This is a genomic window from Flavobacterium daemonense, from assembly GCF_007341385.1.
Classification (GTDB): Bacteria; Bacteroidota; Bacteroidia; order Flavobacteriales; family Flavobacteriaceae; genus Flavobacterium; species Flavobacterium daemonense.
Map to the genome: position 1 here is coordinate 289,295 of NZ_VJYD01000003.1, position 25,501 is coordinate 314,795.

The following is a 25,501-nucleotide window of genomic DNA, read 5'->3' on the forward strand; positions in this document are numbered from 1 at the left end:
TCGTCTGTTCGCTATCGCTCGAGTCGTGGTGAGTAAAAAATCATTATTTTTATAAAAATTTGATCGATGGAATTAAGTTATTGGGAAATAAAAAATTGGTTTACCAATGTGGATTACACCATTGTTGGAAGTGGCATTGTTGGTCTTCAAGCAGCATTGCGCTTGCGCGAAAGATTTCCTGCGGCTAAAATTCTGGTTTTAGAACGCGGAATGTTGCCACAAGGTGCAAGTACAAAAAATGCTGGTTTTGCTTGTTTCGGAAGCCTTTCGGAAATTATGGATGATTTAAAAACGCATTCTGAAGTTGATGTTGTGACACTTATCGAAAAACGGTGGAAAGGTTTGCAATTGCTAAGGAAAAGACTTGGAGATGCGACAATTGATTTTAAACCATATGGAGGTTATGAATTATTTTTAAAAGATGATGAATCTGGTTTTTCAGAATGTATTTCGAAAATTCCGTTTATAAATGAAGTTTTAAAACCACTTTTTAAGGCTGATGTTTTTTCGAAAGAAGTGGATCGTTTTGGTTTTGAAAACATTCAGGAATATCTAATTTTTAATCCGTTTGAAGCGCAGATCGATACCGGAAATATGATGCAGGAATTATTGAAGCAAGCAATTTCGGCAGATATTTTAATTTTAAATCAGCAAACCGTAACTTCTTATTTAGATTCAGGAAATGATGTCGAAGTTGTTTTAAACGATTTTAGTTTTAGAACCAAAAAACTGCTTTTTGCAACAAACGGTTTTGCCGGATCTTTGACAAATGGAGCTGTAAAACCGGCTAGAGCGCAGGTTTTAATTACCGAACCCATTCACAATTTAGACATTAAAGGAACGTTTCACTTAGATAAAGGTTATTATTATTTTAGAAATATTGGCGACCGAATTTTACTTGGCGGGGGCCGAAATCTTGATTTTGAAGAAGAAACGACAACTGAATTTGGACAGACGAAAATTATTCAAAATAAATTGGAAGATTTGCTGAAAAATGTAATTTTACCAAATCAGGATTTCCAGATTGCGCATCGTTGGAGCGGTATCATGGGAGTCGGGAATAGTAAGAATCCTGTTGTGACGCAGCTTTCTGAAAATGTGTGCTGCGGCGTGCGTTTAGGCGGAATGGGAGTGGCGATAGGAAGTTTAATAGGAACAGAATTAGCAGATTTAATATAATGGCAGTAACCAAAAAACCAGCACCAAAAAAACCGGCAGCGGGCAAAGCTAAACCAGCAACAAAAAAGAAAACGAACAGAACCTTTGGCGAAAAAGTCAAATGGTTTTTCATTAAAGCAATGTTGTGGTTTTTTGGATTATCAATCGGATCGGTTATTGTTTTTAAATATGTGCCGGTACCTTTTACCCCTTTGATGGTGATTCGTGCGATTGAAAATAAATTGGGCGGAAAAGAAGTTTATTTCGACCATGATTGGGAACCAATTGACAAAATTTCGAAGAATCTTCAAAAAGCGGTAATCGCCAGTGAAGATGGAACTTTTTTGACGCACAACGGGTTTGATTTTAAAGCACTTCAAAAAGCATATAAAAGCAATGAACGTGGTCGCCGAATTCGCGGTGGAAGCACCATTTCGCAACAAACTGCTAAAAACGTTTTTTTATGGCAAGGGAAAAGCTATTTGCGAAAAGGTTTAGAAGCTTATTTTACTGTTTTGATCGAAATAATTTGGGGTAAAGAAAGAATCATGGAAGTGTATTTGAACAGTATCGAAATGGGTGACGGTGTTTATGGCGCTTATGCGGCAACAGAACATTGGTACCGACGCGACGCTTCGAGTTTAACGCCAATGCAAGCCGCGGGAATTGCTGCAATCCTTCCAAATCCTAGGAAATTTAAAGCTACAGGTTCTTCTAGCTATATCAACAGACGAAAAGAACGAATTGTTCGCGAAATGCGTTATGTTGGCAAACTGAATTATGATGGGAAATAAAATTGTCCTTTTTGCGGTTTTTCTGCTGGCAACAACTTTGGTTTTCGGACAGGGAAATACAAAAGAATTTGGATTTATTTCTGATAATGATTTATACACATCGTCTAAAAATGATATGTATTACACGAACGGTTTAGAACTTTTTTACCGTTATTTATCAAAGAATGAAAACGAAAAAATCAATAAAAAAATAACCGAATTTCGCCTCGGACAATATATTTACAATCCGAGGTTTATCAATGAAACGGCTGTTGATATTAACGACCGTCCGTTTACGGGGTATCTTTTTGCAGAAGCTGGACGCAGTTTTTTTTACCAAAGCGAATCGGTTTTAAAAACTGATTTTCAGATGGGCTATATGGGTCCAAATGCTTTTGGACGCGAAACTCAGGAAAGTTTTCATCATCTTGTTGGCTATAAAAAAGTATATGGTTGGGAAAATCAGCTCCATAATGCTTTTGCTGTTCAGGCGCATGTTATGTATTCGAAGAAATTGTTTCTGAGCAAACACAATGATTTTATAGATCTACACTTTCAGTCCGAAGCTAATTTAGGAACTATTTTTACGGGAGTTTCGACCGGATTTCTTACTAGAATTGGATTTAAGAAATTGCTTCCTATTTATGATTCCAATTTACATGATGCTTCCGTAAGTTCAGAACCGCAGTATGAAATTAGAGAATTCTATTTTTACGCCATGCCGAGCGTGAATTATCAGTTTTATGATGCCACGATTCAAGGAAGCATGTTCAGCAATACTAGTCCAATTACTTTTGATCTGGAACCACTTCGTTTCAATGCTGAATTTGGCTTAAAATACCGCCACAACAAATTCAATATTTCATATTCTTTTTTATACCGAGGTCGAGAATTGAAAGATCCTGGAATTGATACGAATTCAGGGTATTTTTATGGAAGTATTAGGATGGGGTTTTTGATTAGGTAAGGTTTTAAATGAAAAAAGCTATAACAAAAGTTATAGCTTTTTTGGTGTTTATCTATAATATGAATTTTCTATCTTATAATTTCGGGTTACTAATTCAGAAATATTTAAAAAGGATACTTAATTCAAAAACAGATACTTATTGTTTTGTAAAGATTTTAATGTGCTTCAGTCTTCTTTAGACTCTTATTGTATTTAAATTTTTTGCAAAAGTAATAACAGTATTTTGATTAATTGTCAATTTAAGGTTAAATTTTTGTTTTTTATTTAAAATAGGATTCTGAAACACCATGAAAATTGCTTAATAGTTAATTTAGGGCAAAAAAACTTTCAAATTAATGCGCCCCATCTTGATATCGCAGATTTATAATTTGTGCTAAGTAATTCTACAATCTAAATCAAAAAAAGGTCTTCAAAAAACAAAAAAGTCTATTCTAGCCCCGATGGGAACGGCATCCTTTTTCCTGCTTCTTTAGCAGGGAAAAGATAAAGTGGACAGCGGGAGAAAAGGTGTTTTGAAAACAAAATTTCTGCTGCAAATTCCTAAAAAATAACGCTTAACATTCTGATAATGTAGGTGATGATTTAATTTCTTATATTTGGGTAAAATTTAAATTATGGATGTTAATTGGAACATAATAGGAATTGTAGCGATTTTGGTCGTTGTTTTGGTTGTGTTCACAATCAGAAAAAATCTAAGAGAAAAGAAAAAATTGGAAAATTTGCTGAATAACGATTTCAAGAAAGCTGAGAAAGATAGAGTGGATGCAGATGATGCGGCGAATGAAAAGTAAAGATAGGTCTGTCATTTCGAGGGACGAGAAATCACACTCGGGAATCGACAAAGATTGGCGACATACTTTGCGGAGTTTCTAGTGTGATTTCTCGTTCCTCGAAATGACAAGATTGTATAAAAATGAAAACCCTTGTAAGTTTAATTTACAAGGGTTTTTATTTTTGTGGAGAATACCGGATTCGAACCGGTCACCCCTTGCCTGCCAGGCAAGTACTCTAGCCAAATGAGCTAATCCCCCAAAGCGTTAACAAATAAAGTCAAATAAATTTCAAAAAACAAATTTCGGGGAGTTTCTGGAGTATTATTTTGCAAAAGCGTAACTTTACTTTTAAATCTGTTTTTTATGAGTTTAGAAAATACTAACGGAAGTCTGGAAACTTCTTTTAATAATGCTATTGCAACCGTTCAATTTGGTCATCCTGCCAGTAATTCTTTTCCGCGTCAATTGCTGGATCGCCTTACGGCTGAAATTAATTCGTTGAGCCGAAATGAAAATGTTTCGGTTATAATTTTAAAAAGCGAAGGAGCAAAAGCATTTTGTTCTGGTGCCTCGTTTGATGAACTTTTGCAAGTAGAAAATGAAGAACAGGGGACAGAATTTTTCTCTGGTTTTGCTCATTTGCTGAATGCGATGCGCAATTGCAATAAATTAATTATTGGACGCGTTCAAGGAAAAGCAGTTGGAGGCGGAGTCGGAATTATCTCGGCTTGCGATTACACTTTTGCGACAATATTGAGTGATGTAAAATTATCTGAACTCGCTATCGGAATTGGACCGTTTGTGATTGAACCTGCTGTTTCTCGAAAAATCGGTAAAACAGCTATGGCAGAAATGACATTGGCTCCTGAAAAATGGAAAACTGCTGAATGGGCTTTTAATAAAGGCTTATATTCTGTTTTATGTGATGCTGCTAATCTTGACTGGGAGGTTAATAATTTTGCTGAAAAATTGAGTTCCTATAATCCTGAAGCTTTATACGAAATGAAAAAAATCATTTGGGAAGGCACTGAAAATTGGGAATCGCTTCTGTTTGAACGCGCGACAATTACAGGAAAACTTGTTTTGTCGGATTTCAGCAGAAATGCTTTGATGCAGTTTAAAAAATAAGGTTTACTAATAAATTTAAACACATAGAAACATAGCTTTTAAATTCTGAAAATAGAAAATTAAAAAACAAGTTTTCACACATAGCTATGTTTGTTAATGCTAGTGAAACGCCTTTTTACAAAGCTAAAATCTATGTTTCTATGTGTTTAAATCAAATTTTAGAATATGTATATCATTTCATTATTTCAAAAAGTCGATGTTGCTGAGAAAATTAAAAACGCGCCAGACAGTGCTTATCAGATTGGTGTGGTGATTGGATCTTTTATTCCGTTCTTGATTTTGGGCGGAATTGCTTTGTGGATGTATATGCGCGCTAAAAAAAGAGACGAAAACGGTTATTAATTTGTAAATTTGCAAGCTTAAAATTAAACATCGATGAGTAATATCAGAATTACAAAACAATTTAGTTTCGAAACCGGGCACGCTTTGTACGGTTACGACGGAAAATGCAAGAACGTTCACGGACACAGTTATAAATTGTCGGTAACAGTTATTGGTTCGCCAATTACAGATCGATCGAATGTGAAATTCGGAATGGTGATTGACTTTTCGGATCTAAAGAAAATTGTAAAAGAAGAAATCGTCGATCAGTTTGATCATGCAACGGTTTTTAATCAAACAACACCGCATATCGAATTGGCAAACGAATTGAAAGACCGTGGACACCACGTAATTTTAGTAGATTATCAGCCAACAAGCGAAAATATGGTGGTTGATTTTGCGGAAAGAATTGTGGCAAGACTTCCAAAAGGAATTTCTCTTTTCTCACTAAAACTTCAAGAAACTGAGTCATCTTTTGCCGAATGGTACGCTTCTGATAATTTGTAAAAAAGTTAAAAGTGAAATGTGAAAAGTAAATTGTAAAATGCTTTTTCATTTCACATCTTACATCTCACAATTCACATCTCACATTAAATGAAAAAAATATATTTTGCTTCAGATCAGCATTTTGGTGCGCCTACTCCAGAATTAAGTTTACCGCGCGAAAAGAAATTTGTGGCGTGGCTTGATGAGGTTAAAGAAGATGCGGAAGCGATTTTTTTACTGGGAGATTTATTTGATTTTTGGTTTGAATATAAAACAGTTGTCCCTAAAGGTTTTGTTCGAATTTTAGGCAAACTGGCTGAAATTCGCGACAGCGGGATTCCGATTTATTTCTTTGTCGGAAATCATGATCTTTGGATGAATGATTATTTTGAAACCGAATTGAATATTCCGGTTTATCATGATAATAAAGAATTTACTTTTAACGGAAAAACCTTTCTAATTGGCCACGGAGATGGAAAAGGTCCTGGCGACAAAGGTTATAAAAGAATGAAAAAGGTATTTACTAATCCGTTTTCAAAATGGCTTTTCCGCTGGCTTCATCCAGATGTTGGCGTAAGTTTAGCACAATACTTATCGGTTAAAAACAAATTGATTTCTGGTGATGAAGATGTAAAATTTCTTGGCGAAGAAAACGAATGGTTGGTTTTATATGCCAAACGAAAACTCGAAACCAAACACTACAATTATTTCATTTTTGGACATCGTCATTTACCAATGATTATTCCGGTTGGCGAAGATTCTAATTACGTAAATCTAGGCGATTGGATTGGTTATTTTACATATGGCGTTTTTGACGGCGAAAATTTTGAACTTAAGAAATTCGAGAAATAGAGGTTAGTCGAAAGTCACAAGTCCAAAGTCCAAAGTCACAAATCCAAAGTTGGAAAGGCAAATAATACTGCTGAAATTAGTTAAAACTGCCTTTCTCCAAATTTTAAAGAAAAAATTTTATTTAACGCTTGCCGGATATATTCCGATTTTGTGCGTTCTCAAGATGTAATTTCCTAATTGTTTGCTGTTTGAAAGCTGAAATTTAATTGCTCCCGATGCTTTTTTAGGCATATGACATTCCACACAATTTTCGGCTAATAAACTTCCCGACATTGTTTTTAAGGTTTTATCAGTATGTTTCAAATCCTGATGACAGCTCATGCATATTTTTGAGTATGAAGCCATATTTTTTGACGCATTTTCGTGTGGGTTATGACAGGTGATGCAATCCATTTTTTCGCTATTCATGAAACATTTGCTTTGCGCCATCAATCGAAACTGATTTCCGTGAACATCAAATTGTGCGGTGTCTGTAACGCTTCTGGTTGCTCTGTAATAATCTGTTAAATTATCTCCGGGTTTGAAATCAAAACGCGATTTCAATTTCATTCCGTCATTTCCTGCGTGGCAAAGAGCGCAAGCATCCAATCTTTGCTGTCTGTTTAAGTTTTTAAAACTAGTAATGCTATTGGCAACTTTTACATTTGGGTTTTTTAAATGAAATTCAACATGTTTTTTTGCCGGACCATGACATTTTTCGCAGTCAATTCCGTAAACAATTGTTTCCTTTCTTATGATATCTTCCACATCCATAGACATCATGTTTCTTTCGGTAGAATTTTGATTCACGCTTCGGCTGCTCGCATTTGAGGCGTGGCAGGAATAGCAATCTTTTACTACCATTCTGTCAAAATAAGGTTTGTCAGCTGGGAATCCCGGACTAGTAGCCCAATTATGAATTGCACTGTAGTAAGAAAGCGGTAGTTCATACGTATTGTTATTTCGCCAATAAACCGAAGTTTGGGCATGTTTAATTCCAAAAACAATATCAAAACTATGTGCCTCGACTTTTTTTCCGTTTTTATACAAAACCTGAAAAAGGCTGTCACCGTGTTTTTCCATCACCAATTTGGTGTCTTTATCATAAATAAAAGTGTGGTCGCCTTTATCAAATTCTCCTAAAACATTTCCTGAAATTGCGGGAGCAGTAGCTTTAAAATGCGAACTTTTAAAAGCCATATCATATTGTGTTTGATGGCATTGAATACAACTTTCAGAACCCGCATAATCAGTACCTCGCGGATCAATATAGTCGTCAGATGAATTTTTGCAGCTGGTAAAACAAACTGCCAAAAAGAGTAGGGCAAAAAGAATGCGTGTTTTTTTCATTGCCGTAAATATACTTTTTTTTGAAGAAAATCAAAATATATTTCAATAATGAAAAAATGCTGTTAAAATATTTAGAATGTTTCTTAATTTAAGCCTGGGCCGTAAACATATTCATCTAATTCAATTCGGAAAAGAGAACCTTCGACTAAATCTTTAATCGATTTTAATTCGGTCATAGAAACGGCTAAATCTATAGAAGGGCAAGGTGTTTTTAATAAAAATTTGTGGCAGGAATATTTTAATTCGCAGGCTTCACAACAAGCGTTTTCGATTAAGCTGTCTTCAATCAAATCGCAAAACTGATTCATTTCGGCAATTGTAAAATAAAAACCTGTTTCCTTAAAAACCAGTTGTATTTTGTCCAGAATGGTTTGATTATTTTGTTTCCAATAAAAAGCTATCCCAAAATTATTATGATATATCTGTTCTATTTCTCTCATCGTAAATCTTTTTATTCAGACAAATATAAATATTATTTATATTAATTCTAAATAAAAAAATCATAAAAATTTGAGAAATATTTTCATTCAGATCACATAATCAACATGTAGAAAAAAGCTTGGATTTGTTAAGTAAGAGAGGTTGAAATATGCTAGTTCATGCCAGAACCGTAAATATATTCATTAAGATTAAGTCGAAATAATGAACCATCAACTAAGTCTTTAATTGAGCTTAATTCATTTGATGATATTTCTAAATCTATTGCAACATAGGGTGTTCTCAATAAAAATTTATCGAAGGCGTGTTTTAAACCTTGCGTATTTTTATCACTGTGATCTGTTACACAGTCTTCAATTATGTCGTGAAACTCATTTAATTCTTCAACTGAAAAATAAAATCCCATTTGTTTAAAAAGCAACTGGATTTTATCTGATATTACTTCGTTGCCTTCTTTCCAATAAAATGAAATTCCAAAATCGTTTCGGTATATCTGTTCGATGTCGTTCATGGCAATTTTTTTAGACGGCAAAGATACGCACTGTTTCTATTAATATATGACTAATAAAAGCATAAAAAAAAGCTAAAAAATCCTGTTAATAATTGATTTTTAGCTGTTTAGATTGGTTTTTGATGGTCTTTGTTAAAAATTATTTTAACCATTGTTTTAGGTTGGAAAGAAATTCTTTTTGTTGGTCGACAAATAAATAATGCGAACAATTTTCGAGAAGAGAAAAATTGTTTTCACCAACTAAATTTCTAATGGAAGTAATTTGTTTTGGTGAAAAAATACCATCTTCTTTTCCGTAAATAGCAAAAATTGGAACTCCGGCAGCTTTAATTTTCTTTAAGATAGGTTGAGTGTCAATGTTGTTTTGTTTTTCATTTTGATAGAAAAGCAAAGGCGCATTTTTATTCCGAATATTAGTTTTGAAAAATTCCCCAGCCTCATAATCAGCATATAATTTTTTAGAATCTAAAGTCGGATTCGGCATCTTAAAAAAGTTGTTTTCACTTGCCAAATCAAAACAGCCTTTTCTATATTCGGCAGAATTTTTATTCAGATTTTCTACGATATTTATTTTCTTTAATTCCTGAGAATCATTGTTGTATTTTTTCTTCAGCGTTTCTAAAATATGATCGTAAGTTTCCTGTTGAGAAAATAACGCTCCAGCCAAAACTAAGGCGCTAACATTTTGCGGATATTTATTTGTGTAAAGTGTTGCAACTAAGCCACCAAAACTATGACTAAGCAAAACTGCTTTTTTTAAGTGATATTTTTCATAGATAGAATTTAGATCCTGAAAAGCTTCTTCATAAGTAAACTTTGCATTAGGATCGCTAGATCTTCCTTCGCCTCGACGATCATAAGCAATTACATAAAAGCCTTGATCAGCCAAATTTTGAGCTGTTGTTGCTTCAAATAATGTTGAATTGCTGCTGGGACCACCATGAATGAAAATTAGTGGTTTATTCTTTTCATTTCCATAGGTTTTGATATAAAGATTTTGTCCATTTAGGAAAATGGATGTAATCAAAGTGGTAATCAGAAGTAATTGTTTCATTACTCCTGATTATGGTGTTCTTCCATATCTTTTTTAAGATCTAAATTTCTAAAAGTAGGAGAGATGAAACCAAAGCCTAAAACAGTCAAAAGTGTAACGCTTCCGCCAAAAACGACTGATGTTACAGTTCCCATTAATTTGGCAGTTGCTCCACTTTCAAAAGCACCTAATTCATTAGAAGATCCAACAAAAATTGAATTTACAGCGCCAACACGCCCACGCATATGATCGGGAGTTTTGAGTTGTAAAATGGTTTGGCGAATTACTACCGAAATTCCGTCAGCAAGTCCGCTTAAGAATAAAGCAAAAACCGAAAGCCAGAATGATGTTGAAAGACCAAATAAAATGATTGATAATCCGAAAACGAATATGGCGACTAAAAGTTTTTTCCCCGCATTTTTATATAAAGGCACATAAGCAGAAACAAGCATTGTAATAAAAGATCCAACGGCTGGCGCGGCTCTTAATATTCCAAATCCTTCAGAACCGACTTTTAAAATATCCTGAGCAAAAACGGGCAATAACGCTACAGCACCTCCAAAAAGCACTGCAATCATGTCAAGCGATAAAGCACCCAAGACAATTTGGTTCTTAAATACAAAATTTAAACCTTCTGTAAGACTGTCTTTAATTGATTCTCCGATCTTCGGATTAATAATTGGTTTTGCACTGATTTGCGATAAAGCAACTAATGCCAAAAGTGAGAACCCGAAAACGAGACACATTGACCAGTGAACACCAATCCAATTAATTGAAAATCCAGCCAGTGCTGGTCCCATAACGGCTCCAATTTGCCAAACCGAACTGCTCCAAGTAGAAGCATTGGGATATGCTTTTTTAGGAATAATCAGGGATTGAAGAGCGAAAGTAGTTGGACCTAAAAATGCTCTAACCAGTCCACCTAAAAAGACCAAAGCATAAATGGAATATAAAACAACTGTTGGAGCTAGATCACCAACGATTTTTGGCCAAGTCAATAAAAATAATCCGAAACTAATTACCGAAAATCCAAGAATACATTTTACCAATAACCCTTTCTTTTCTTTTTGATCGACAATATGTCCGGCAAATAATGCCATTCCTACAGCAGGAATAACTTCCATTAAACCAATAATTCCTAACGAAAGTGGGTTTTTGGTTAAGCTGTAAACTTCCCATTCGATTACGATGAACTGCATTGCCCAGGCAAAAACCATGGCGAAACGCAGTAATAAATAAACTTTGAATTCTCTGTAACGAAGCGCTTGATATGGATCTGGCTTGCTTGATTTATCTTCCATTTGTTCTAATGTCTTTCAGCATAAGCTGTGTTGAAATATTTCCGTTCCATTCATTTTCGGCAATTGTGTAAGCCAACTGAAACGAATTTTGGTTTTTTGTTATATCTAATTTTTTTCCGAGTCCAAAGCCAATTGCTGCAATTCCGTCAGTCGAAGATTGTTTAGCGAAAAGTCGTAAATGTTCATCTTCAGAGCCTAAAGTTTTGGCATAACCCGTATCTTTTACATCCGAAGTCATAAAAACTGGCGTCATGTTCTGTGGGCCAAAAGGCTCGAATTGTTTTAAAATCCGAATGAGTTTTGGAGTAATATCAGAGAAATTAATCTCGGCATCAATTTCGATTTCCGGAGTTCGCATTTCTGGAGAAATTGTTTCTGAAACCTGTTTTTCAAAAGCGTCTTTAAATGTCTGATAATTTTCTGCTTTCAGCGTCATTCCGGCTGCGTACATATGACCTCCAAATTGTTCCAAGTGTTCTGCACAAGCGTCTAAAGCATTATAAACATCAAATCCCTTTACAGATCTAGCCGAAGCTGCATATTTATCGCCGCTTTTAGTAAAGACCAAAGTCGGACGATAATAAGTTTCAATTAATCGTGAAGCCACAATTCCGATAACGCCTTTGTGCCAATCTTCTTGAAAAACGACGGTAGAAAAACGTTCTTCTTCATTATTTTCTACAATTTGCTGAAAAGCCTCTTTGGTAATTTTTTTATCTAAATCTTTCCTGTCGGCATTATATTGTTCAATTTCTGAAGCAAATTGCTGTGCTTGTTCAAAATTAAATTCCGTCAATAATTCAACAGCATGATTTCCGTGTTTGATTCTTCCGGCAGCATTAATTCTTGGAGAAATAATAAAAACAACATCGGTAATGTCTAAAACTTTCTTTTTTACCTGATGAACAAGTGCTTTGATTCCCGGTCTTGGTTCACTGTTAATTACTTGTAGTCCAAAATAAGCCAAAACTCGGTTTTCTCCCGTGATCGGAACAATATCGGCGGCAATTGCTGTCGCGACTAAGTCCAAATACGGAACCAAATCGTGAATAGTTTCATTTCGATTTTTACCTAAAGCCTGAATTAATTTAAAACCAACGCCACAACCGCATAATTCATCATAAGGGTAGGAGCAATCTTCTCTTTTTGGGTCGAGAATCGCGACAGCATCAGGAAGAAATTCTCCTGGACGGTGGTGATCGCAAATAATAAAATCAATATTTTTCGCTTTCGCGTAAGCAATGTGATCAATGGATTTGATGCCACAATCTAGTGTGATAATTAACGAAATTCCGTTATCGTCTGCGTAGTCAATTCCTTTATAGGATATTCCGTAACCTTCGTCATATCGATCCGGGATGTAAGTTGCAATATTTGGATAATGTGATTTTAAATAGGCCGAAACCAAGGAAACCGCAGTTGTTCCGTCAACATCATAATCACCAAAAACCAGAATATTTTCTTGATTTTCAATCGCCAGTTCTATTCGTGAAACTGCTTTGTCCATATCTTTCATTAAATATGGATCGTGAAGATGTTCTAATGAAGGGCGAAAGAAATTTTTGGCATCTTCAAAAGTTTCAATGCCACGCTGAATCAAAAGTGTTGCTACAAAATCTTCTACATTCAAGGCTTGCGCCAAATGTTTGATTTTCTCTTCAGAAGGTTTTGGTTTTAAGGTCCAACGCATTTTTTTAATTGTAGATTTTAGATCTTAGATTTTAGATTTTAGATTGGAAAAACCAAAAATCGTTTAATCTGGATAGGTAATTTTTTTTAAACACATAGAATCATAGCTTATTGGAAACTTAAAAAAGGCGTTTCACTTGTATAAATTCACATAGTTTTCTATGTGTTAGAAACGAGTTTCTTTCTAATTTCTTTTATTCACAAACAAAAATCTATGTTTCTATGTGTTTGTTTTTTCTGTTCAATCCTGATAAATAGTGTGATCAGTAGAAATATTTGGTTTTTAACTTTGTCAAAGTTTCAAACTTTGACAAAGTTTTTAAGAGTGTAGATTTCAGCAATCTAAAATCTACACTCTAAAATCTAAAATTATTTCGCTTCCAAAGCATTTCCTTCAAACTGAATTCCATCCCAGCCTAAGTTGATGAAGTTTCTAATATTTTGGTGATTTGTTCCGTTTGGATCTCCTAATACTTCTTCAAAATAAAAAGCGCCGAAACAGGCTAAAGTTTCTTCTTTGCTTAAATTCTGCAATTTTGCGAATGAAAACAATTTACAAGAACCTGAATTTTCTCCGGCAGCATTGTGCTGTGTTCCGTTTTGAAAAGCGGTTGGAGTAAAGTTGTAATTTTCTTCAATTACTGCGATAGTTTCAGGAAATGTGATTTGTGTTGGAGTTTGTTTTACTTTTTCTAAAAAGGCTTGAATGCTCATGTTATTGTTTGATTTTTTATAATATATTCTATTGTCAGTTCGAGCGGAGTCGAGAACCAATTGCGCATCTCGACTCCGCTCGATGTGACAAATGGTGAAAACTGTCAAGATTTTTTTTATTCTTCTTCATCCTTAGAAAATTTACTTTTCTTAGGTTCTTTTGTTATTGTTTTCCCTGCAACGACTACTACAATTTCACCGCGCGGTGCTGTTTTTTCAAAATGTGCTAAAACTTCTTTTGCCGTTCCGCGTACATTTTCCTCATGTAATTTTGATAATTCTCTCGAAACACAAACTTGTCTGTCCTCTCCAAAATATTGAATAAATTCACTTAAAGTCTTAACGAGTTTATGTGGAGAAACGTATAAAATCATTGTTCTGGTTTCTTCAGCTAAAGCCAAAAATCGGGTTTGACGTCCTTTTTTATCAGGCAAGAATCCTTCAAAAACAAATTTGTCATTTGGTAGTCCGCTGTTTACAAGTGCAGGGACAAAAGCCGTTGCGCCTGGAAGACACTCGACTTCAATTTTATTTTCAACACAGGCGCGTGTCAATAAAAAACCAGGATCTGAAATTGCTGGAGTTCCTGCGTCTGAAATTAAAGCGATAGTTTCACCAGCTTTTAAACGTGCAATTAAATTTTCGGTGGTTTTGTGCTCATTGTGCATATGATGGCTGTGCATGTGCGTGCCAATTTCAAAATGCTTCAATAATTTTCCGCTTGTTCTAGTATCTTCAGCCAAAATCAAGTCGACTTCTTTCAAAACCCGAATGGCTCTGAATGTCATGTCTTCAAGATTGCCAATTGGCGTTGGAACGATATATAATTTTGACATAGTTATTTATTTATAACACTAATTTCACGAATTAACACGAATAATTAAAGTGCTAAAATTTCACGAATATAAATTAGTGTAAATCTGTGAAATTCGTGTTTATGAGAATTTCTTCTCTATAATTCCAAGGAAACGTTCAGCGTAATCGTCTTTTCCTTCCCAATTGTTATAATCAGGTTTTACCATGTTTTCGATAAATTCCTGCGCCTCACCATAAGTGTCAAAAGTCAGTAACTGATTTAAAACTCGGCTGTAATCTTCAGTGCTGTTTCCAAAAAGATTTTTTGTAAAAGCAATTCTATCATTCAAATCAATATGAAAACCTTTTGCCAGTTTTTCATTTAAAGTAACCACTTTTGGTTCTGCTTGCGTTTCTAAAACGGCAGTTTCAACAATTTTCTTTTCTTCAAAATCAAATGTTGGCGTTGGAGTTGGAGAAACGGCTTCAAAACTATCCACTTTTACAAACTGAGCATCGGCATAATTGATTCCGAAATCCTCAAAGGCAATCGGAATTGGAGTTGCTTTTGATGAAGTTTCAATTTTTGGTTCTTCTTTTTCTGCTGGTTTTTCTAATTCAAAAGCGGGCTTGAAATCCGGAATTGGGTTTGTATCGCTGATTGTTTTAAATGAAAGATCATTTGCTTCGATTGTTTTTTTGGCTTCAAAAACAGCTTCTTTGATTTTTTCAATAATTAGATCTTCATCACTTTCTGTACTTTCAGTTTCTTTAACGGCTTCCGTTTCTTCTTCTTTTTCAACAACAGGTTCTTCAATTGATTCCTGAATTTCTTCTTCAATTGGTTCTGGAGTTGTTTCCTCTGGAGCTTCTGCCGTTATTTCTTCAACAATTGCTGGTTCAGGTGTTTCTTCAATTGCAACTGGAGTTTCAGCTTTGATTTCTGCAGGAGCAGTTTCTTCTTTTTCGAAAATACTCTCGATTTCAGAATTGATTTCGCTGTGGCTGATTGTGGGCTTTGCTCCGTCGAAATTTTCTTCTACAAATTTTAAGACCGCTAATTTCTCGTATAATTTCTGCGTTTCAAGATACAATTGATTGATATCGGATTTGTTTTTAAGCTTTAAAATTCGATGTGCAATGCTGATTAAATCGGCTTCCAATTTTTTTTTCATAACTGTTGAAATTATAGTGAATAGGGGTATTTTAATATATTTTGTAACTGAATGTCTTTATTGCAGGACGAAATCGACACGATATCTTTTTATTTCTGTTAATAAGCATTTACCAATCTCCGATTTGATAAAAATTTTCTACTTTTGAAAAAACGTAAAACAGCGATTTTTTGCGTCAATTTATTGCCAGTACAAAGTAATAAAAACTATTCATTTTTAAAGGTAGAAAAATACAAAATGTTTCTCGAAAATACAGTAAATCACAAAGAACAATTTGGTTGGATTGAAGTTATTTGTGGATCAATGTTTTCGGGTAAGACCGAGGAGTTAATCCGCAGATTAAAACGCGCCCAATTTGCCAAACAAAGAGTCGAAATCTTCAAACCCGCTATTGATACCCGCTATCATGACGAAATGGTGGTATCTCATGATGCCAACGAAATTCGTTCAACGCCCGTTCCAGCAGCAGCTAATATTGCCATTCTTGCCCAAGGTTGTGATGTGATAGGAATTGACGAAGCTCAGTTTTTTGATGATGAAATTATTACGGTTTGTAATGATCTGGCTAATCAGGGAATTCGTGTAATTGTTGCCGGATTGGATATGGATTTTAAAGGAAATCCTTTTGGGCCAATGCCGGGACTTATGGCAACGGCCGAGTATGTTACCAAAGTTCACGCGGTTTGTACGAGAACAGGAAATCTGGCGAATTACAGTTTCAGAAAAACGGATAATGACAAGTTGGTTATGCTTGGCGAAACCGAAGAATATGAACCGCTAAGCAGAGCGGCCTATTTTAATGCAATGAAGAAAATACAAGAAAAATAAACTTCAATTTTACTAAGATTTATAAGTTATGCAGGAAAAAGAAAGTCGTAAAAAACAAAATATTTTATTATTTGCAGGTATTGGAATTGCCACTCTTTTGGCTGTTTTTTTTCAATTTTATCTTTCTGAAAATCGAAGTGAAGTAAAAACTGAAATCGTAGATTTAGTTTCAAAATATAATAAAAACTGTCCGCTTACAATTCAAGATGGAATTCGTCTGGATAGTGTGAGTTTGAATGAAGACCGCACGGTTCAATATAATTTGACATTGCTGAATGTTGAAAAGGCGACCGCTGAGGTAAATGTAATTCAAGTCGAAATTCAAAAAAGTCTTTTAAGTACTGCAAAAGCAAATCCCGGACTTCAGGTTTTTAGAGATAATGATTATACTTTGGTTTATAATTACAGCGACAAAAAGAAGATGTTTTTGTTTAATGTGAAAATATTGCCAGATCAATATAAATAATAAAAAAAACAATATACGTTGGTAAACCCGACAGGTTTTAAAACCTGTCGGGTTTGTTGTTTTTATAAACTCTTCTATACCTAAACCTAAACGTAAACTGGACTGAAGTCCAGCCCTGCAAAATAGTTCGTTCCTTCGGAACTACAAAAGAGCCAAAGGTTCGATCTATATTTTAGAGCTGGACTTCAGTCCAGTTTACTAATAAAAGCAAAAAATAAAATGCCCGATAAATCAAAGTTTATCGGGCATTCTTTTTTAAATGAACTTATATTTCTCATATGGTTTAAAATGAAAAACCTAAATCTTCTTTCTCATTCTCGCTACTGGAATGTCTAGTTGTTCTCTATATTTTGCAATCGTTCTTCTCGCAATTGGATAGCCTTTTTCTTTTAAGATTTCGGCCAATTGATCGTCTGGAAGCGGTTTCTTTTTATCTTCTTCTTCAATAGTATTCTTAAGAATCTTCTTGATTTCCAAAGTCGAAACATCTTCGCCCTGATCATTTTTCATCGCTTCAGAGAAAAATTCTTTAATCAATTTGGTTCCGTATGGCGTTTCAACATATTTACTGTTTGCCACACGTGAAATCGTCGAAATATCCAAACCAACCATATCCGCAATATCTTTTAAGATCATTGGTTTTAGTTTGGTTTCATCGCCATCTAAGAAATATTCTTCCTGATAATGCATAATCGCATTCATGGTTACAAAAAGAGTTTCCTGACGCTGTCTGATCGCATCAATAAACCATTTAGCCGAATCCAGTTTTTGTTTGATAAATTGAACTGCATCTTTCTGCGCAGTAGATTTGTCGCGAGAATCTTTATACGTCTGCATCATTTCCTGATAATCTTTAGAAACGTGCAGGGAAGGAGCATTTCTTCCGTTTAAAGTCAATTCCAATTCGCCGTCTACAATTCTGATAGCGAAATCTGGAACAACATTTTCGGTAACTTTATTATTTCCAGTGAAAGAACCGCCCGGTTTTGGGTTTAATCTTTCAATTTCGTGAATCGCTTTTTTAAGCTGTTCGTTCGAAACACTGTATTTCTGTAAAAGTTTATCGTAGTGTTTCTTCGTAAAAGCATCAAACTGATTTTCGATTATATCAATCGCTAAGTCAACATATTCTGTTGGTGTTTTGTGCTTCAATTGCAATAATAAACATTCTTGCAAATCACGCGCTCCAACTCCTGAAGGTTCAAGTTCATGAATTACAGTCAACATTTTTTCGACCATTGCTTCATCAGTATAAATTCCCTGAGTAAAAGCCATATCGTCTACAATGTCTGGAACGCTTCTTCGGATGTAACCCATATCATCAATACTTCCAACAAGGAATTCGGCGATTTCGCGCTCTTCATCGTTTAAAATAAAAGTATTCAGTTGATTGATCAAATCCTGATGAAAACTGATTGGCGAAGCAAAAGGCGTTTCGCGTTCTTCATCATCACTATAATTATTAACCTGAGTTTTATAATCAGGCGTGTCGTCGTCGCTTAGATATTCATCAATATTAATGTCGTCTGCTTCGATTCTGTCTGATTCTGCATCATCATAATCGTCGTAGTCTTCATTGGCAAATTCATCGGCTTCGTATTCATCTTCTTTTCCAGCTTCCAGAGCCGGATTTTCGTTCATTTCTTCTAATAAACGCTGTTCAAAAGCTTGCGTAGGCAATTGAATTAACTTCATCAGCTGAATTTGCTGTGGAGATAATTTTTGTGATAATTTTAAATTTAAAAATTGCTTTAGCATTTATACTGTTTAATCGTTTATTTGTTTAATCGTCAATTCGTTTCTTTGTGAAAATCGGTTAACCGAATGAACGATTAACCGATTAAACTTTTTTAGAATTCCGCACTTCCAGGAGTTCTTGGGAAAGGAATTACGTCTCTAATGTTTGTCATTCCTGTTACAAACAATACCAAACGCTCAAATCCTAAACCGAAACCTGCGTGAGTTGCTGATCCAAATCTTCTGGTGTCTAAATACCAGTATAATTCTTCTTTATCAATTCCTAGTTTTTCCATTTTCTCAACTAGAACATCGTAACGCTCTTCTCTTTCAGAACCACCAACGATTTCTCCAATTCCAGGGAAAAGGATGTCCATTGCGCGAACCGTTTCTCTACCTGGTTCTGTATCGTCGTTCAAACGCATGTAAAACGCTTTGATGTTTGCTGGGTAATCGTATAAAATTACCGGACATTTAAAGTGTTTTTCAACCAAGAAACGTTCGTGTTCTGATTGTAAATCAGCTCCCCATTCGTTGATTAAATATTGGAATTTCTTCTTTTTATTTGGAGTTGAATCTCTTAAAATATCAATTGCTTCTGTATAAGAAACGCGTTTGAAGTTGTTCTCCAAAACGAAGTTCAATTTTTCTAACAAAGCCATTTCGCTTCTTTCAGCCTGTGGTTTTGATTTTTCTTCTTCAAGAAGTCTTCCTTCTAAGAATTTCAAATCATCCTGACAGTTGTCTAAAGCATATTTAATTACATACTGAATAAAATCTTCAGCTAAATCCATGTTGTCGTCAAGATCGTTGAAAGCAACTTCAGGTTCGATCATCCAGAATTCTGCCAAGTGACGAGAAGTGTTTGAATTTTCTGCTCTAAACGTTGGTCCAAAAGTATAAATCTGACCCAAAGCCATTGCAAAAGTTTCCCCTTCTAATTGTCCAGAAACCGTTAAGTTCGTGTGTTTTCCAAAGAAATCTTTTTTGAAATCGATGTTTCCTTCTTCATTTTTTGGAAGATTATCCAATGGCAAAGAAGTAACTTGGAACATTTCTCCAGCGCCTTCAGCATCAGCTCCAGTGATAATTGGTGTGTTTACATATACGAAACCTTTTTGTTGGAAATAGCTGTGAACCGCATAAGATAAAACCGAACGCACACGCATAATCGCACCAAAAGCATTTGTACGTACACGCAAGTGAGCGTTTTCACGTAAAAATTCTAAAGAGTGTTTTTTAGGTTGCATTGGGAATTTCTCAGCATCAGAATCTCCAAGGATTTCAAGTTTTGTAACCTGAATTTCGTATTTCTGACCTGCACCTTTGCTTTCAACCAAAGTTCCAATTACAGAAACTGCAGCTCCAGTGGTGATTCTTTTTAAAGTCTCTTCCGGTGTATTTTCAAAATCAACAACACATTGAATATTATTAATTGTAGAACCGTCATTAAGCGCGATGAACTGATTATTTCTAAAAGTTCTCACCCATCCTTTTGCATTCACTTCCTGTAGCGTCGTCGTACTGTTTAATAAGTCTTTAACCTTTGTGTGTCTCATTTTAATTTTAGATTTATAGATTGCTGATTTTAGATTTAATAAAACCAGTTTTTTTTATATCGAATTGCAAATATAAACGATAATAATTAATTTTTGAAGCTGATTCCTGCTCTCCGCTGTATCTTTCTATTTTTAAAGAAAAAATAGAAAGGATGCCGCTTCGATCAGGGCTAGGGCACTAGTTTTCAGGAGAACCATTTTATAAATTTAGTTTTTCTCTCATTTTTGTCATTTCGACGAAGGAGAAATCTTCATAAGAAACTCGACAAAGTTTGGAATTGCAGTGCGGAGCTACTTGCGAAGATTTCTCCTTCGTCGAAATGACAATATTGTGAAAATAGTTATTTTAAGAAATCATATAATCTTAAAATAAATAATATGCTTCCCGCAATAATTAAAAATAGCCAATACTTTTTTAGAGATTTTAAATCTTCTCTGTTTGAGGATTTTAAAATTATTCCAAAGACAATTGGAATTATTGCTGTAAATAGACCTAGCATATTTGATATTTTACTTATCCAAATTCTCCAATTCCTCTTTCTTAGTTTTCTTCTTCTCAAAAGTCAAAACTAATGAAGGCAATACAACCAAATTCGCAAACATCGCAAAAGCCAAAGTGCATGAAATTAATCCTCCAAGTGCAATCGTTCCGCTGAAGCTTGACAACGTAAAAGTCGCAAAACCTAAAATCAAAACCACAGAAGTATAAAAAGTACTAATTCCAGTTTCTCTCAAGGCACTGAAAACCGATCTTTTTACTTTTCCGTTGCTTTGAATCAAATCATGTTTGTATTTCGCCATGAACTGAATCGCATTATCTACCGAAATTCCAAACGCAATACTAAATACCAAAATAGTTGAAGGTTTTAAAGGAATTCCGAAATAACCCATTAATCCAGACGTAATGCAAAGCGGTAAAATATTCGTAATTACCGACGCCAAAACCATTTTGAACGAACGGAATAAATACAACATCAAAATCGCAATAACAACAATCGCAAAAATCAATGATTCAATTAAGTTGTCAACCAAGTAAGATGTTCCTTTTTGGAAAACCAATGCTTTTCCGGTAACGGTAACTTCGTAGCGATCTTTCGGGAAAATTTCGGCAATTTTAGAGTTTAGTTTTTTCTCGACTTTCGCCATTTCATCTGTTCCAATATCTTTCATGAAAGTTGTGATTCGAGCATATTGTCCAGTCGAATCAACGTAAGCTTTCATTAAGTTTTCTTTGCTGTTTTTGGTCGCGTTTTTAGCGTAACTCAAAATAAAAGTCTGCTCTTGTGATGTCGGTAATTGGTAATATTCAGGATTTCCATTATAGAAAGCCTGTTTTGAATATTTAACCAAATTCACAATCGAAACCGGTTTTGCCAATTCTGGAATTTCTGCAATGGTAGTTTGCAGTTCATCCATTTTACGAATCGTCGACGCTTTCATGACACCTTTTTTATGTTTGGTGTCAATCATGATTTCAAGTGGCATTACACCGTTGAACTCTTTTTCGTAAAATAAAATATCTTTAAAGAAAGAAGCGCTTTTTGGCATTTCACCAATCAAACTTCCCGAAACTTTCATTTGCGAAACACCGATAACGCTGAAAATCAAAAGTACGCCATAAACAATATAAACGAATTTACGTTTTGTTTTAACCAAGTCTTCAACAACATTCAACAATGTCGAAATGTACGTTTTGGTCAAATGATAAAGGTGTTTTTCTCCTGGAACCGACATGAAACTGTACACAATTGGCACAATTAAAAGCGTCAATAAATAAACGGAAATTACGTTGATTGAAGTCACCAAACCAAATTCAAAAAGCAAATCATTTCCGGTAATCATAAACGTTGCAAAACCAATTGCCGTAGTTAAATTCGTCATTAAAGTCGAAACTCCAATTTTTGAAATAATACGTTGCAACGCTTTTGCCTGATTATTGTGCAATTTGATTTCTTGCTGATATTTATTGATCAGGAAAATACAATTCGTGATTCCGATTACGATAATTAATGGCGGAATAATAGCCGTTAAAATCGTGATTTTATAATGGAATAATCCCAATGTTCCGAAGGACCAGATTACACCAACAATCAAAATACAAATCGAAATAAATGTCGCGCGGAACGAACGGAAAAAGAAAAAGAAAATCAGAGAAACAGTCAATAAAGCTGCTCCAATGAACAATCCAATTTCGCCTTTCATATCATCTGCATTAATTGTTCTGATGTATGGCATTCCAGAAACTTTCAAGTCAATTCCGGTTGTTTGTTCGAATTTATTGATTTTCGGAACCAGATTTTCAAGAATAAATGTTTTTCTTTCTGGTGTATTTACAAGTGCTTTGTTGATGTAAATTGCCGAACGAATACTTTTGGTTTCTTTATTAAAAAGCAATCCTTCATAAAAAGGAAGATTGTGAAATAAATCGTATTCTATTTTTTTTAGATATTCTGGATCAACAGCTTTGCTTTGATCGATAAAAGGCGTGAGAACAAACTTTTCATTTACTGTATCTTTTTCAAGTTTTTTCAAATCATTTAGCGAAACAACCAAATCAACTTCTTTCGATTTTTTCAAACCTGTCATCAATTCATTCCAAGCCGCATAGTTTTTCGGCGTGAAGAATTTTGGATCCTGAAAACCAATTACAACTAGATTTCCTTCTTCACCAAATTTGTCCAAGAATTTTTGATAATTCTTATTTGCAATATGGTTTTTAGGAAGCAAGTTAGCTTCGGTGTACGTCATAGAAAGGTTTTTCCATTGAAAACCAAGGAAAATTGTCAAGGCCGCAACAATAACTAAAATCGTAATTCGGTTTTTAAGTATGATTCGGGCAAGTTTTTCCCAAAAGCCAACTTGAATAGCGTTTTTCATAAATTCTTTAAAAATGGTTGCAAATGTAGTGAAAATGCCTCAAAATCGTAAACAATCGATTGTATTTTACGCAATGTTAACACAATTTTGCAATTGTTTACTTGTGATAAATTTCTTATTTTCTAAGGTTTAGTCGTAAGCTTTTCTCATATTTGCAGTTAATTTAAAAGGAAAAAGAAAATGAATTGGATTTTATTGATTATTGCCGGACTTTTTGAAGTAGGATTTGCATCATGTCTTGGTAAAGCAAAAGAAACAACAGGAATTGTATCAACGTATTGGATGATTGGTTTTTTTGTATGTCTTTCAATCAGTATGATTTTATTATATAAAGCGACACAGGTTTTGCCAATTGGAACGGCTTACGCAGTTTGGACAGGAATTGGAGCCGTTGGAACTGTTTTAGTCGGAATTTTTGTTTTTAAAGAACCGGCAGCTTTCTGGAGAATATTTTTCCTGACGACTTTGATTGCTTCAATTATTGGGTTGAAATTTGTTTCTAGTCATTAATTTATAATTTGTTTAAATGGAGATAAAATGCCAAAATGCGTATGAAAGTACTCTAGAATCGAACAAAGTTTTTTGGAAAATGACATCAAAGAGGAGAATGATTATTCTCACTATTTTGCTTGTGTTTAGTATTTTTCTATCAGTTTATGGTGCTGTGCATTCTAAAGAATTTACTAAAGGAGAGTCTATTCATTCTGAATCAAATGTTCAGATACTTACATTCAATACATATTCAAACCGTCATATTTCGGAATCTATTGGAGTTGTAATGTTTGTAGTTGTGTTTCTTTTATTCCGTTTTCATTTTATTACAAAAAGAGTTTTTTTTAGAAAGTCGATGGAAGTTGCCAATAGATTTCTAGAAACAGGAAATGAATACGCGATTCAGTTTGATAAAGATAATGTGGAATATAAAAGCTATGACCTTTACATGAGAATAAATTGGATAAAATTTTCAAATTATAAAGTTAGCAAGAATTTTGTTTTTATAGGCGAAAAAACACTTGCTCGAGCAATATTAGTAGTTGATAAAAGGTTAATGACAGAAACTGAGTTAGATACCATGTATGGATTATTCAAATCGAATGATGTTAGGGAAATCAAATCATTTTTTTAATTCTTAAAAAATGCAGCAAAACAATACCACGACTTTTATTTTTTTAGCCATTCTTTTAATGCTTGTTGTCATAATTTGTTTTATGGTTTATTTGTTGATGCAGGCAAAAAAGGCAAAAGATGACGCCGAAAAAAGTTTTTATGCGCTCGAAGTAAAAGTCAATGATTTGCAGCTGGAAACTTTAGAGTCAAAATTGAATCCGCATTTGTTTAAGAATATTTTAAATTCGATTCAGTCGCACGCGTATCAAACTTATTTTGCGTTGGATAAATTGGCGAACGTTTTGGATTATATTTTATACGAAAGCAAAAAGAAATTCGTCACAGCCAAAGAAGAAATTGATTTTGCGCTGAATTTAATCGAAATCAATAAAATCAAAATCAGTCCGCTTTTTGAATTAAAGATCAAAACGAATATCAACAAAGAAGACAAATTATATGATCAGCCATTATTGGCTCCATTGATTTCAATTGATTTGATTGAAAATGCCTTCAAACATGCCGATTTGCAAAGTGCCGATGCTTTTATTTCGGTTGTTTTTGAGTTTAAAGACAATGCTTTTTTTATGACGGTTTCGAATAAAATTTCAGACAAGAAAGTATTAAAAAAGGAACGAAGCGGTTTCGGCCACGCAACTTTAGAGCATCGATTGCGTATTATTTACAAGAACAATTTTAAACTCGATAAGTTTGTTGAAAACGATGTTTATATTGCTCATTTAAAAATAGATTTACTTGGATACAAAACTGAAATGCTTGCTTCTGGACGATGAACTTCCGGGATTGACGTACCTAAAAATGCTTTGCGAGCAAATTCCTGAATTGGAAATCGTGAAAACGTACAATAATCCTGAAAAGTTTCTTTCTGATATTCCAGATCTCGAATTTGATTTGTTAATTTCAGATATTGAAATGCCGGGAATCGATGGTCTGCATTTAGCAGAAATGCTGCAAAATAAACTCGTTATTTTCTGCACAGCTTACAAGGAATATGCTGCTGACGCTTTTAATATCGACGCTGTTGATTATATTACAAAACCAGTAAAATTAGAACGTCTGCAAAAAGCAATTTCTAAAGCTTTGGAACGTTTTGTTAAACCAGAAACAGGAAAAAAATTCCTGCAGCTGAATACGGATAAAGGTAAAATATTGCTTTATTTTAATCAGATTCAGTACATAAAAACGGCAATCAGTGATAGCCGTGATAAAACAGTTTTATTGACGGATGGAAGTTTTCTGAATTTAAAAAACATAAAATTCGATACGCTTTTAAAGGAATTACCAGAAGCTGATTTTTGCCGAGTTAATAAAAAAGAAATTGTTGCCGTAAAAGCGATAAAATTTTTTAATCACAACGAAATTGTGCTCCATCATCTGGAAGAAAACAATAAAAACGCAAGCTTGATTTTAAGCGAAACGTACCGTTCTGACTTTTTGAAAAAGGTGAAATTATAACTTATTACAAA

At 34.3% G+C, this 25,501-nt stretch carries 26 protein-coding genes and 1 tRNA gene; 14 read left to right on the forward strand and 13 right to left on the reverse strand.

All coding sequences use genetic code 11. The features are described 5' to 3' along the window. Window positions 1-66 precede the first annotated feature (66 nt). The 4 genes from FND99_RS05735 (at window position 67) to FND99_RS20230 (ending at window position 3,689) form a co-directional block, all read left to right on the forward strand. Window positions 67-1,179, forward strand: a complete 1,113-nt coding sequence (locus FND99_RS05735; RefSeq protein WP_144337018.1) for an NAD(P)/FAD-dependent oxidoreductase — start codon at window positions 67-69, stop codon at window positions 1,177-1,179. Next, on the forward strand, window positions 1,179-1,952 hold the full coding sequence (mtgA, locus tag FND99_RS05740; RefSeq protein WP_144337019.1) for a monofunctional biosynthetic peptidoglycan transglycosylase: 774 nt from the start codon (window positions 1,179-1,181) through the stop codon (window positions 1,950-1,952). Before FND99_RS05735 ends, mtgA begins: the two co-directional genes overlap by 1 nt. Continuing rightward, complete coding sequence (locus FND99_RS05745; protein WP_246074179.1) at window positions 1,942-2,898, forward strand: lipid A deacylase LpxR family protein; 957 nt, start codon at window positions 1,942-1,944, stop codon at window positions 2,896-2,898. Before mtgA ends, FND99_RS05745 begins: the two co-directional genes overlap by 11 nt. 614 nt (window positions 2,899-3,512) lie before the next feature. Further along, window positions 3,513-3,689: a hypothetical protein gene (locus FND99_RS20230; protein WP_170245697.1), complete on the forward strand. Its 177-nt coding sequence runs from the start codon at window positions 3,513-3,515 to the stop codon at window positions 3,687-3,689. Window positions 3,690-3,855: 166 nt separating this feature from the next. On the opposite strand, the gene FND99_RS05750 is transcribed toward FND99_RS20230, so the two are convergent. Further along, window positions 3,856-3,929 (reverse strand) — tRNA-Ala (locus FND99_RS05750). A 105-nt stretch (window positions 3,930-4,034) separates the two neighbouring features. Here FND99_RS05750 and FND99_RS05755 point away from each other — a divergent pair. The 4 genes from FND99_RS05755 (at window position 4,035) to FND99_RS05765 (ending at window position 6,458) form a co-directional block, all read left to right on the forward strand. Then, window positions 4,035-4,799 carry an enoyl-CoA hydratase/isomerase family protein gene (locus FND99_RS05755; RefSeq protein WP_144337021.1) on the forward strand — a complete coding sequence of 255 codons (765 nt, stop codon included), beginning with the start codon at window positions 4,035-4,037 and terminating at the stop codon, window positions 4,797-4,799. Between the two features lie 165 nt (window positions 4,800-4,964). After that, window positions 4,965-5,141, forward strand: a complete 177-nt coding sequence (locus FND99_RS20235; RefSeq protein WP_170245698.1) for a hypothetical protein — start codon at window positions 4,965-4,967, stop codon at window positions 5,139-5,141. Window positions 5,142-5,174: 33 nt separating this feature from the next. After that, window positions 5,175-5,627: a 6-pyruvoyl trahydropterin synthase family protein gene (locus tag FND99_RS05760; RefSeq protein WP_144337022.1), complete on the forward strand. Its 453-nt coding sequence runs from the start codon at window positions 5,175-5,177 to the stop codon at window positions 5,625-5,627. A gap of 87 nt (window positions 5,628-5,714) precedes the next feature. Next, window positions 5,715-6,458 carry a UDP-2,3-diacylglucosamine diphosphatase gene (locus FND99_RS05765; RefSeq protein WP_026728343.1) on the forward strand — a complete coding sequence of 248 codons (744 nt, stop codon included), beginning with the start codon at window positions 5,715-5,717 and terminating at the stop codon, window positions 6,456-6,458. Window positions 6,459-6,575: 117 nt separating this feature from the next. Here FND99_RS05765 and FND99_RS05770 read toward each other — a convergent pair whose 3' ends face one another. The 9 genes from FND99_RS05770 to FND99_RS05810 form a co-directional block, all read right to left on the reverse strand. After that, window positions 6,576-7,787, reverse strand: a complete 1,212-nt coding sequence (locus tag FND99_RS05770) for a cytochrome c3 family protein (RefSeq protein ID WP_144337023.1) — start codon at window positions 7,785-7,787, stop codon at window positions 6,576-6,578. 83 nt (window positions 7,788-7,870) lie between these two features. Then, a complete protein-coding gene (locus tag FND99_RS05775; RefSeq protein WP_144337024.1) occupies window positions 7,871-8,227 on the reverse strand; it encodes a hypothetical protein in 357 nt (118 codons plus the stop codon). Window positions 8,228-8,379: 152 nt separating this feature from the next. Further along, complete coding sequence (locus FND99_RS05780) at window positions 8,380-8,736, reverse strand: hypothetical protein (protein WP_144337025.1); 357 nt, start codon at window positions 8,734-8,736, stop codon at window positions 8,380-8,382. A gap of 139 nt (window positions 8,737-8,875) precedes the next feature. Further along, window positions 8,876-9,790 carry an alpha/beta fold hydrolase gene (locus FND99_RS05785; protein WP_144337026.1) on the reverse strand — a complete coding sequence of 305 codons (915 nt, stop codon included), beginning with the start codon at window positions 9,788-9,790 and terminating at the stop codon, window positions 8,876-8,878. Beyond that, window positions 9,790-11,070, reverse strand: a complete 1,281-nt coding sequence (locus tag FND99_RS05790; protein ID WP_144337027.1) for an MFS transporter — start codon at window positions 11,068-11,070, stop codon at window positions 9,790-9,792. Before FND99_RS05790 ends, FND99_RS05785 begins: the two co-directional genes overlap by 1 nt. Then, a complete protein-coding gene (gene recJ / locus FND99_RS05795; RefSeq protein ID WP_144337028.1) occupies window positions 11,060-12,760 on the reverse strand; it encodes a single-stranded-DNA-specific exonuclease RecJ in 1,701 nt (566 codons plus the stop codon). The genes FND99_RS05790 and recJ overlap by 11 nt, the downstream gene beginning before the upstream one ends. A gap of 368 nt (window positions 12,761-13,128) precedes the next feature. Continuing rightward, a complete protein-coding gene (locus FND99_RS05800; protein WP_008465164.1) occupies window positions 13,129-13,473 on the reverse strand; it encodes a HopJ type III effector protein in 345 nt (114 codons plus the stop codon). A 116-nt stretch (window positions 13,474-13,589) separates the two neighbouring features. Then, window positions 13,590-14,309: a 16S rRNA (cytidine(1402)-2'-O)-methyltransferase gene (rsmI, locus tag FND99_RS05805; protein ID WP_144337029.1), complete on the reverse strand. Its 720-nt coding sequence runs from the start codon at window positions 14,307-14,309 to the stop codon at window positions 13,590-13,592. 99 nt (window positions 14,310-14,408) lie between these two features. Then, window positions 14,409-15,443, reverse strand: a complete 1,035-nt coding sequence (locus tag FND99_RS05810; RefSeq protein ID WP_144337030.1) for a hypothetical protein — start codon at window positions 15,441-15,443, stop codon at window positions 14,409-14,411. A 237-nt stretch (window positions 15,444-15,680) separates the two neighbouring features. Here FND99_RS05810 and FND99_RS05815 point away from each other — a divergent pair, with 237 nt between their 5' ends. Both FND99_RS05815 and FND99_RS05820 read left to right on the forward strand, forming a co-directional pair. After that, the gene (locus FND99_RS05815) at window positions 15,681-16,271 is read left to right on the forward strand and encodes a thymidine kinase (protein WP_144337108.1); all 591 of its coding nucleotides are present in this window, start codon (window positions 15,681-15,683) and stop codon (window positions 16,269-16,271) included. A gap of 28 nt (window positions 16,272-16,299) precedes the next feature. Then, the gene (locus tag FND99_RS05820) at window positions 16,300-16,737 is read left to right on the forward strand and encodes a hypothetical protein (protein ID WP_144337031.1); all 438 of its coding nucleotides are present in this window, start codon (window positions 16,300-16,302) and stop codon (window positions 16,735-16,737) included. Window positions 16,738-17,034: 297 nt separating this feature from the next. Here the strand turns inward: FND99_RS05820 and rpoN are convergent, their stop codons facing one another. From rpoN to FND99_RS05835, 3 genes are all read right to left on the reverse strand, one after another. Beyond that, entirely contained in the window at window positions 17,035-18,495 is a 1,461-nt protein-coding gene (rpoN, locus tag FND99_RS05825) for an RNA polymerase factor sigma-54 (protein WP_057122222.1), read from the reverse strand. A 92-nt stretch (window positions 18,496-18,587) separates the two neighbouring features. Further along, window positions 18,588-20,033: an asparagine--tRNA ligase gene (gene asnS / locus FND99_RS05830; RefSeq protein ID WP_144337032.1), complete on the reverse strand. Its 1,446-nt coding sequence runs from the start codon at window positions 20,031-20,033 to the stop codon at window positions 18,588-18,590. 510 nt (window positions 20,034-20,543) lie between these two features. Beyond that, the gene (locus tag FND99_RS05835) at window positions 20,544-22,910 is read right to left on the reverse strand and encodes an efflux RND transporter permease subunit (RefSeq protein ID WP_144337033.1); all 2,367 of its coding nucleotides are present in this window, start codon (window positions 22,908-22,910) and stop codon (window positions 20,544-20,546) included. Window positions 22,911-23,090: 180 nt separating this feature from the next. On the opposite strand from FND99_RS05835, the gene FND99_RS05840 reads away from it, so the two are divergent. The 4 genes from FND99_RS05840 to FND99_RS05855 all read left to right on the forward strand — a co-directional run bounded on the left by FND99_RS05840 (window position 23,091) and on the right by FND99_RS05855 (window position 25,490). Beyond that, entirely contained in the window at window positions 23,091-23,420 is a 330-nt protein-coding gene (locus FND99_RS05840) for a DMT family transporter (RefSeq protein ID WP_144337034.1), read from the forward strand. Between the two features lie 97 nt (window positions 23,421-23,517). Beyond that, entirely contained in the window at window positions 23,518-24,036 is a 519-nt protein-coding gene (locus FND99_RS05845; protein WP_144337035.1) for a hypothetical protein, read from the forward strand. A gap of 10 nt (window positions 24,037-24,046) precedes the next feature. Beyond that, window positions 24,047-24,808: a sensor histidine kinase gene (locus tag FND99_RS05850; protein ID WP_144337036.1), complete on the forward strand. Its 762-nt coding sequence runs from the start codon at window positions 24,047-24,049 to the stop codon at window positions 24,806-24,808. After that, a complete protein-coding gene (locus tag FND99_RS05855; protein WP_144337037.1) occupies window positions 24,771-25,490 on the forward strand; it encodes a LytR/AlgR family response regulator transcription factor in 720 nt (239 codons plus the stop codon). The genes FND99_RS05850 and FND99_RS05855 overlap by 38 nt, the downstream gene beginning before the upstream one ends. Window positions 25,491-25,501 lie beyond the last annotated feature (11 nt).

Coding starts and splice junctions, on each gene's coding strand:
- FND99_RS05735 (WP_144337018.1), top strand. CDS start 67: ATGGAATTAAGTTATTGGGAAATAAAAAATTGGTTTACCAATGTGGAT.
- mtgA (WP_144337019.1), top strand. CDS start 1,179: ATGGCAGTAACCAAAAAACCAGCACCAAAAAAACCGGCAGCGGGCAAA.
- FND99_RS05745 (WP_246074179.1), top strand. CDS start 1,942: ATGGGAAATAAAATTGTCCTTTTTGCGGTTTTTCTGCTGGCAACAACT.
- FND99_RS20230 (WP_170245697.1), top strand. CDS start 3,513: ATGGATGTTAATTGGAACATAATAGGAATTGTAGCGATTTTGGTCGTT.
- FND99_RS05755 (WP_144337021.1), top strand. CDS start 4,035: ATGAGTTTAGAAAATACTAACGGAAGTCTGGAAACTTCTTTTAATAAT.
- FND99_RS20235 (WP_170245698.1), top strand. CDS start 4,965: ATGTATATCATTTCATTATTTCAAAAAGTCGATGTTGCTGAGAAAATT.
- FND99_RS05760 (WP_144337022.1), top strand. CDS start 5,175: ATGAGTAATATCAGAATTACAAAACAATTTAGTTTCGAAACCGGGCAC.
- FND99_RS05765 (WP_026728343.1), top strand. CDS start 5,715: ATGAAAAAAATATATTTTGCTTCAGATCAGCATTTTGGTGCGCCTACT.
- FND99_RS05770 (WP_144337023.1), bottom strand. CDS start 7,787: ATGAAAAAAACACGCATTCTTTTTGCCCTACTCTTTTTGGCAGTTTGT.
- FND99_RS05775 (WP_144337024.1), bottom strand. CDS start 8,227: ATGAGAGAAATAGAACAGATATATCATAATAATTTTGGGATAGCTTTT.
- FND99_RS05780 (WP_144337025.1), bottom strand. CDS start 8,736: ATGAACGACATCGAACAGATATACCGAAACGATTTTGGAATTTCATTT.
- FND99_RS05785 (WP_144337026.1), bottom strand. CDS start 9,790: ATGAAACAATTACTTCTGATTACCACTTTGATTACATCCATTTTCCTA.
- FND99_RS05790 (WP_144337027.1), bottom strand. CDS start 11,070: ATGGAAGATAAATCAAGCAAGCCAGATCCATATCAAGCGCTTCGTTAC.
- recJ (WP_144337028.1), bottom strand. CDS start 12,760: ATGCGTTGGACCTTAAAACCAAAACCTTCTGAAGAGAAAATCAAACAT.
- FND99_RS05800 (WP_008465164.1), bottom strand. CDS start 13,473: ATGAGCATTCAAGCCTTTTTAGAAAAAGTAAAACAAACTCCAACACAA.
- rsmI (WP_144337029.1), bottom strand. CDS start 14,309: ATGTCAAAATTATATATCGTTCCAACGCCAATTGGCAATCTTGAAGAC.
- FND99_RS05810 (WP_144337030.1), bottom strand. CDS start 15,443: ATGAAAAAAAAATTGGAAGCCGATTTAATCAGCATTGCACATCGAATT.
- FND99_RS05815 (WP_144337108.1), top strand. CDS start 15,681: ATGTTTCTCGAAAATACAGTAAATCACAAAGAACAATTTGGTTGGATT.
- FND99_RS05820 (WP_144337031.1), top strand. CDS start 16,300: ATGCAGGAAAAAGAAAGTCGTAAAAAACAAAATATTTTATTATTTGCA.
- rpoN (WP_057122222.1), bottom strand. CDS start 18,495: ATGCTAAAGCAATTTTTAAATTTAAAATTATCACAAAAATTATCTCCA.
- asnS (WP_144337032.1), bottom strand. CDS start 20,033: ATGAGACACACAAAGGTTAAAGACTTATTAAACAGTACGACGACGCTA.
- FND99_RS05835 (WP_144337033.1), bottom strand. CDS start 22,910: ATGAAAAACGCTATTCAAGTTGGCTTTTGGGAAAAACTTGCCCGAATC.
- FND99_RS05840 (WP_144337034.1), top strand. CDS start 23,091: ATGAATTGGATTTTATTGATTATTGCCGGACTTTTTGAAGTAGGATTT.
- FND99_RS05845 (WP_144337035.1), top strand. CDS start 23,518: ATGATTATTCTCACTATTTTGCTTGTGTTTAGTATTTTTCTATCAGTT.
- FND99_RS05850 (WP_144337036.1), top strand. CDS start 24,047: ATGCAGCAAAACAATACCACGACTTTTATTTTTTTAGCCATTCTTTTA.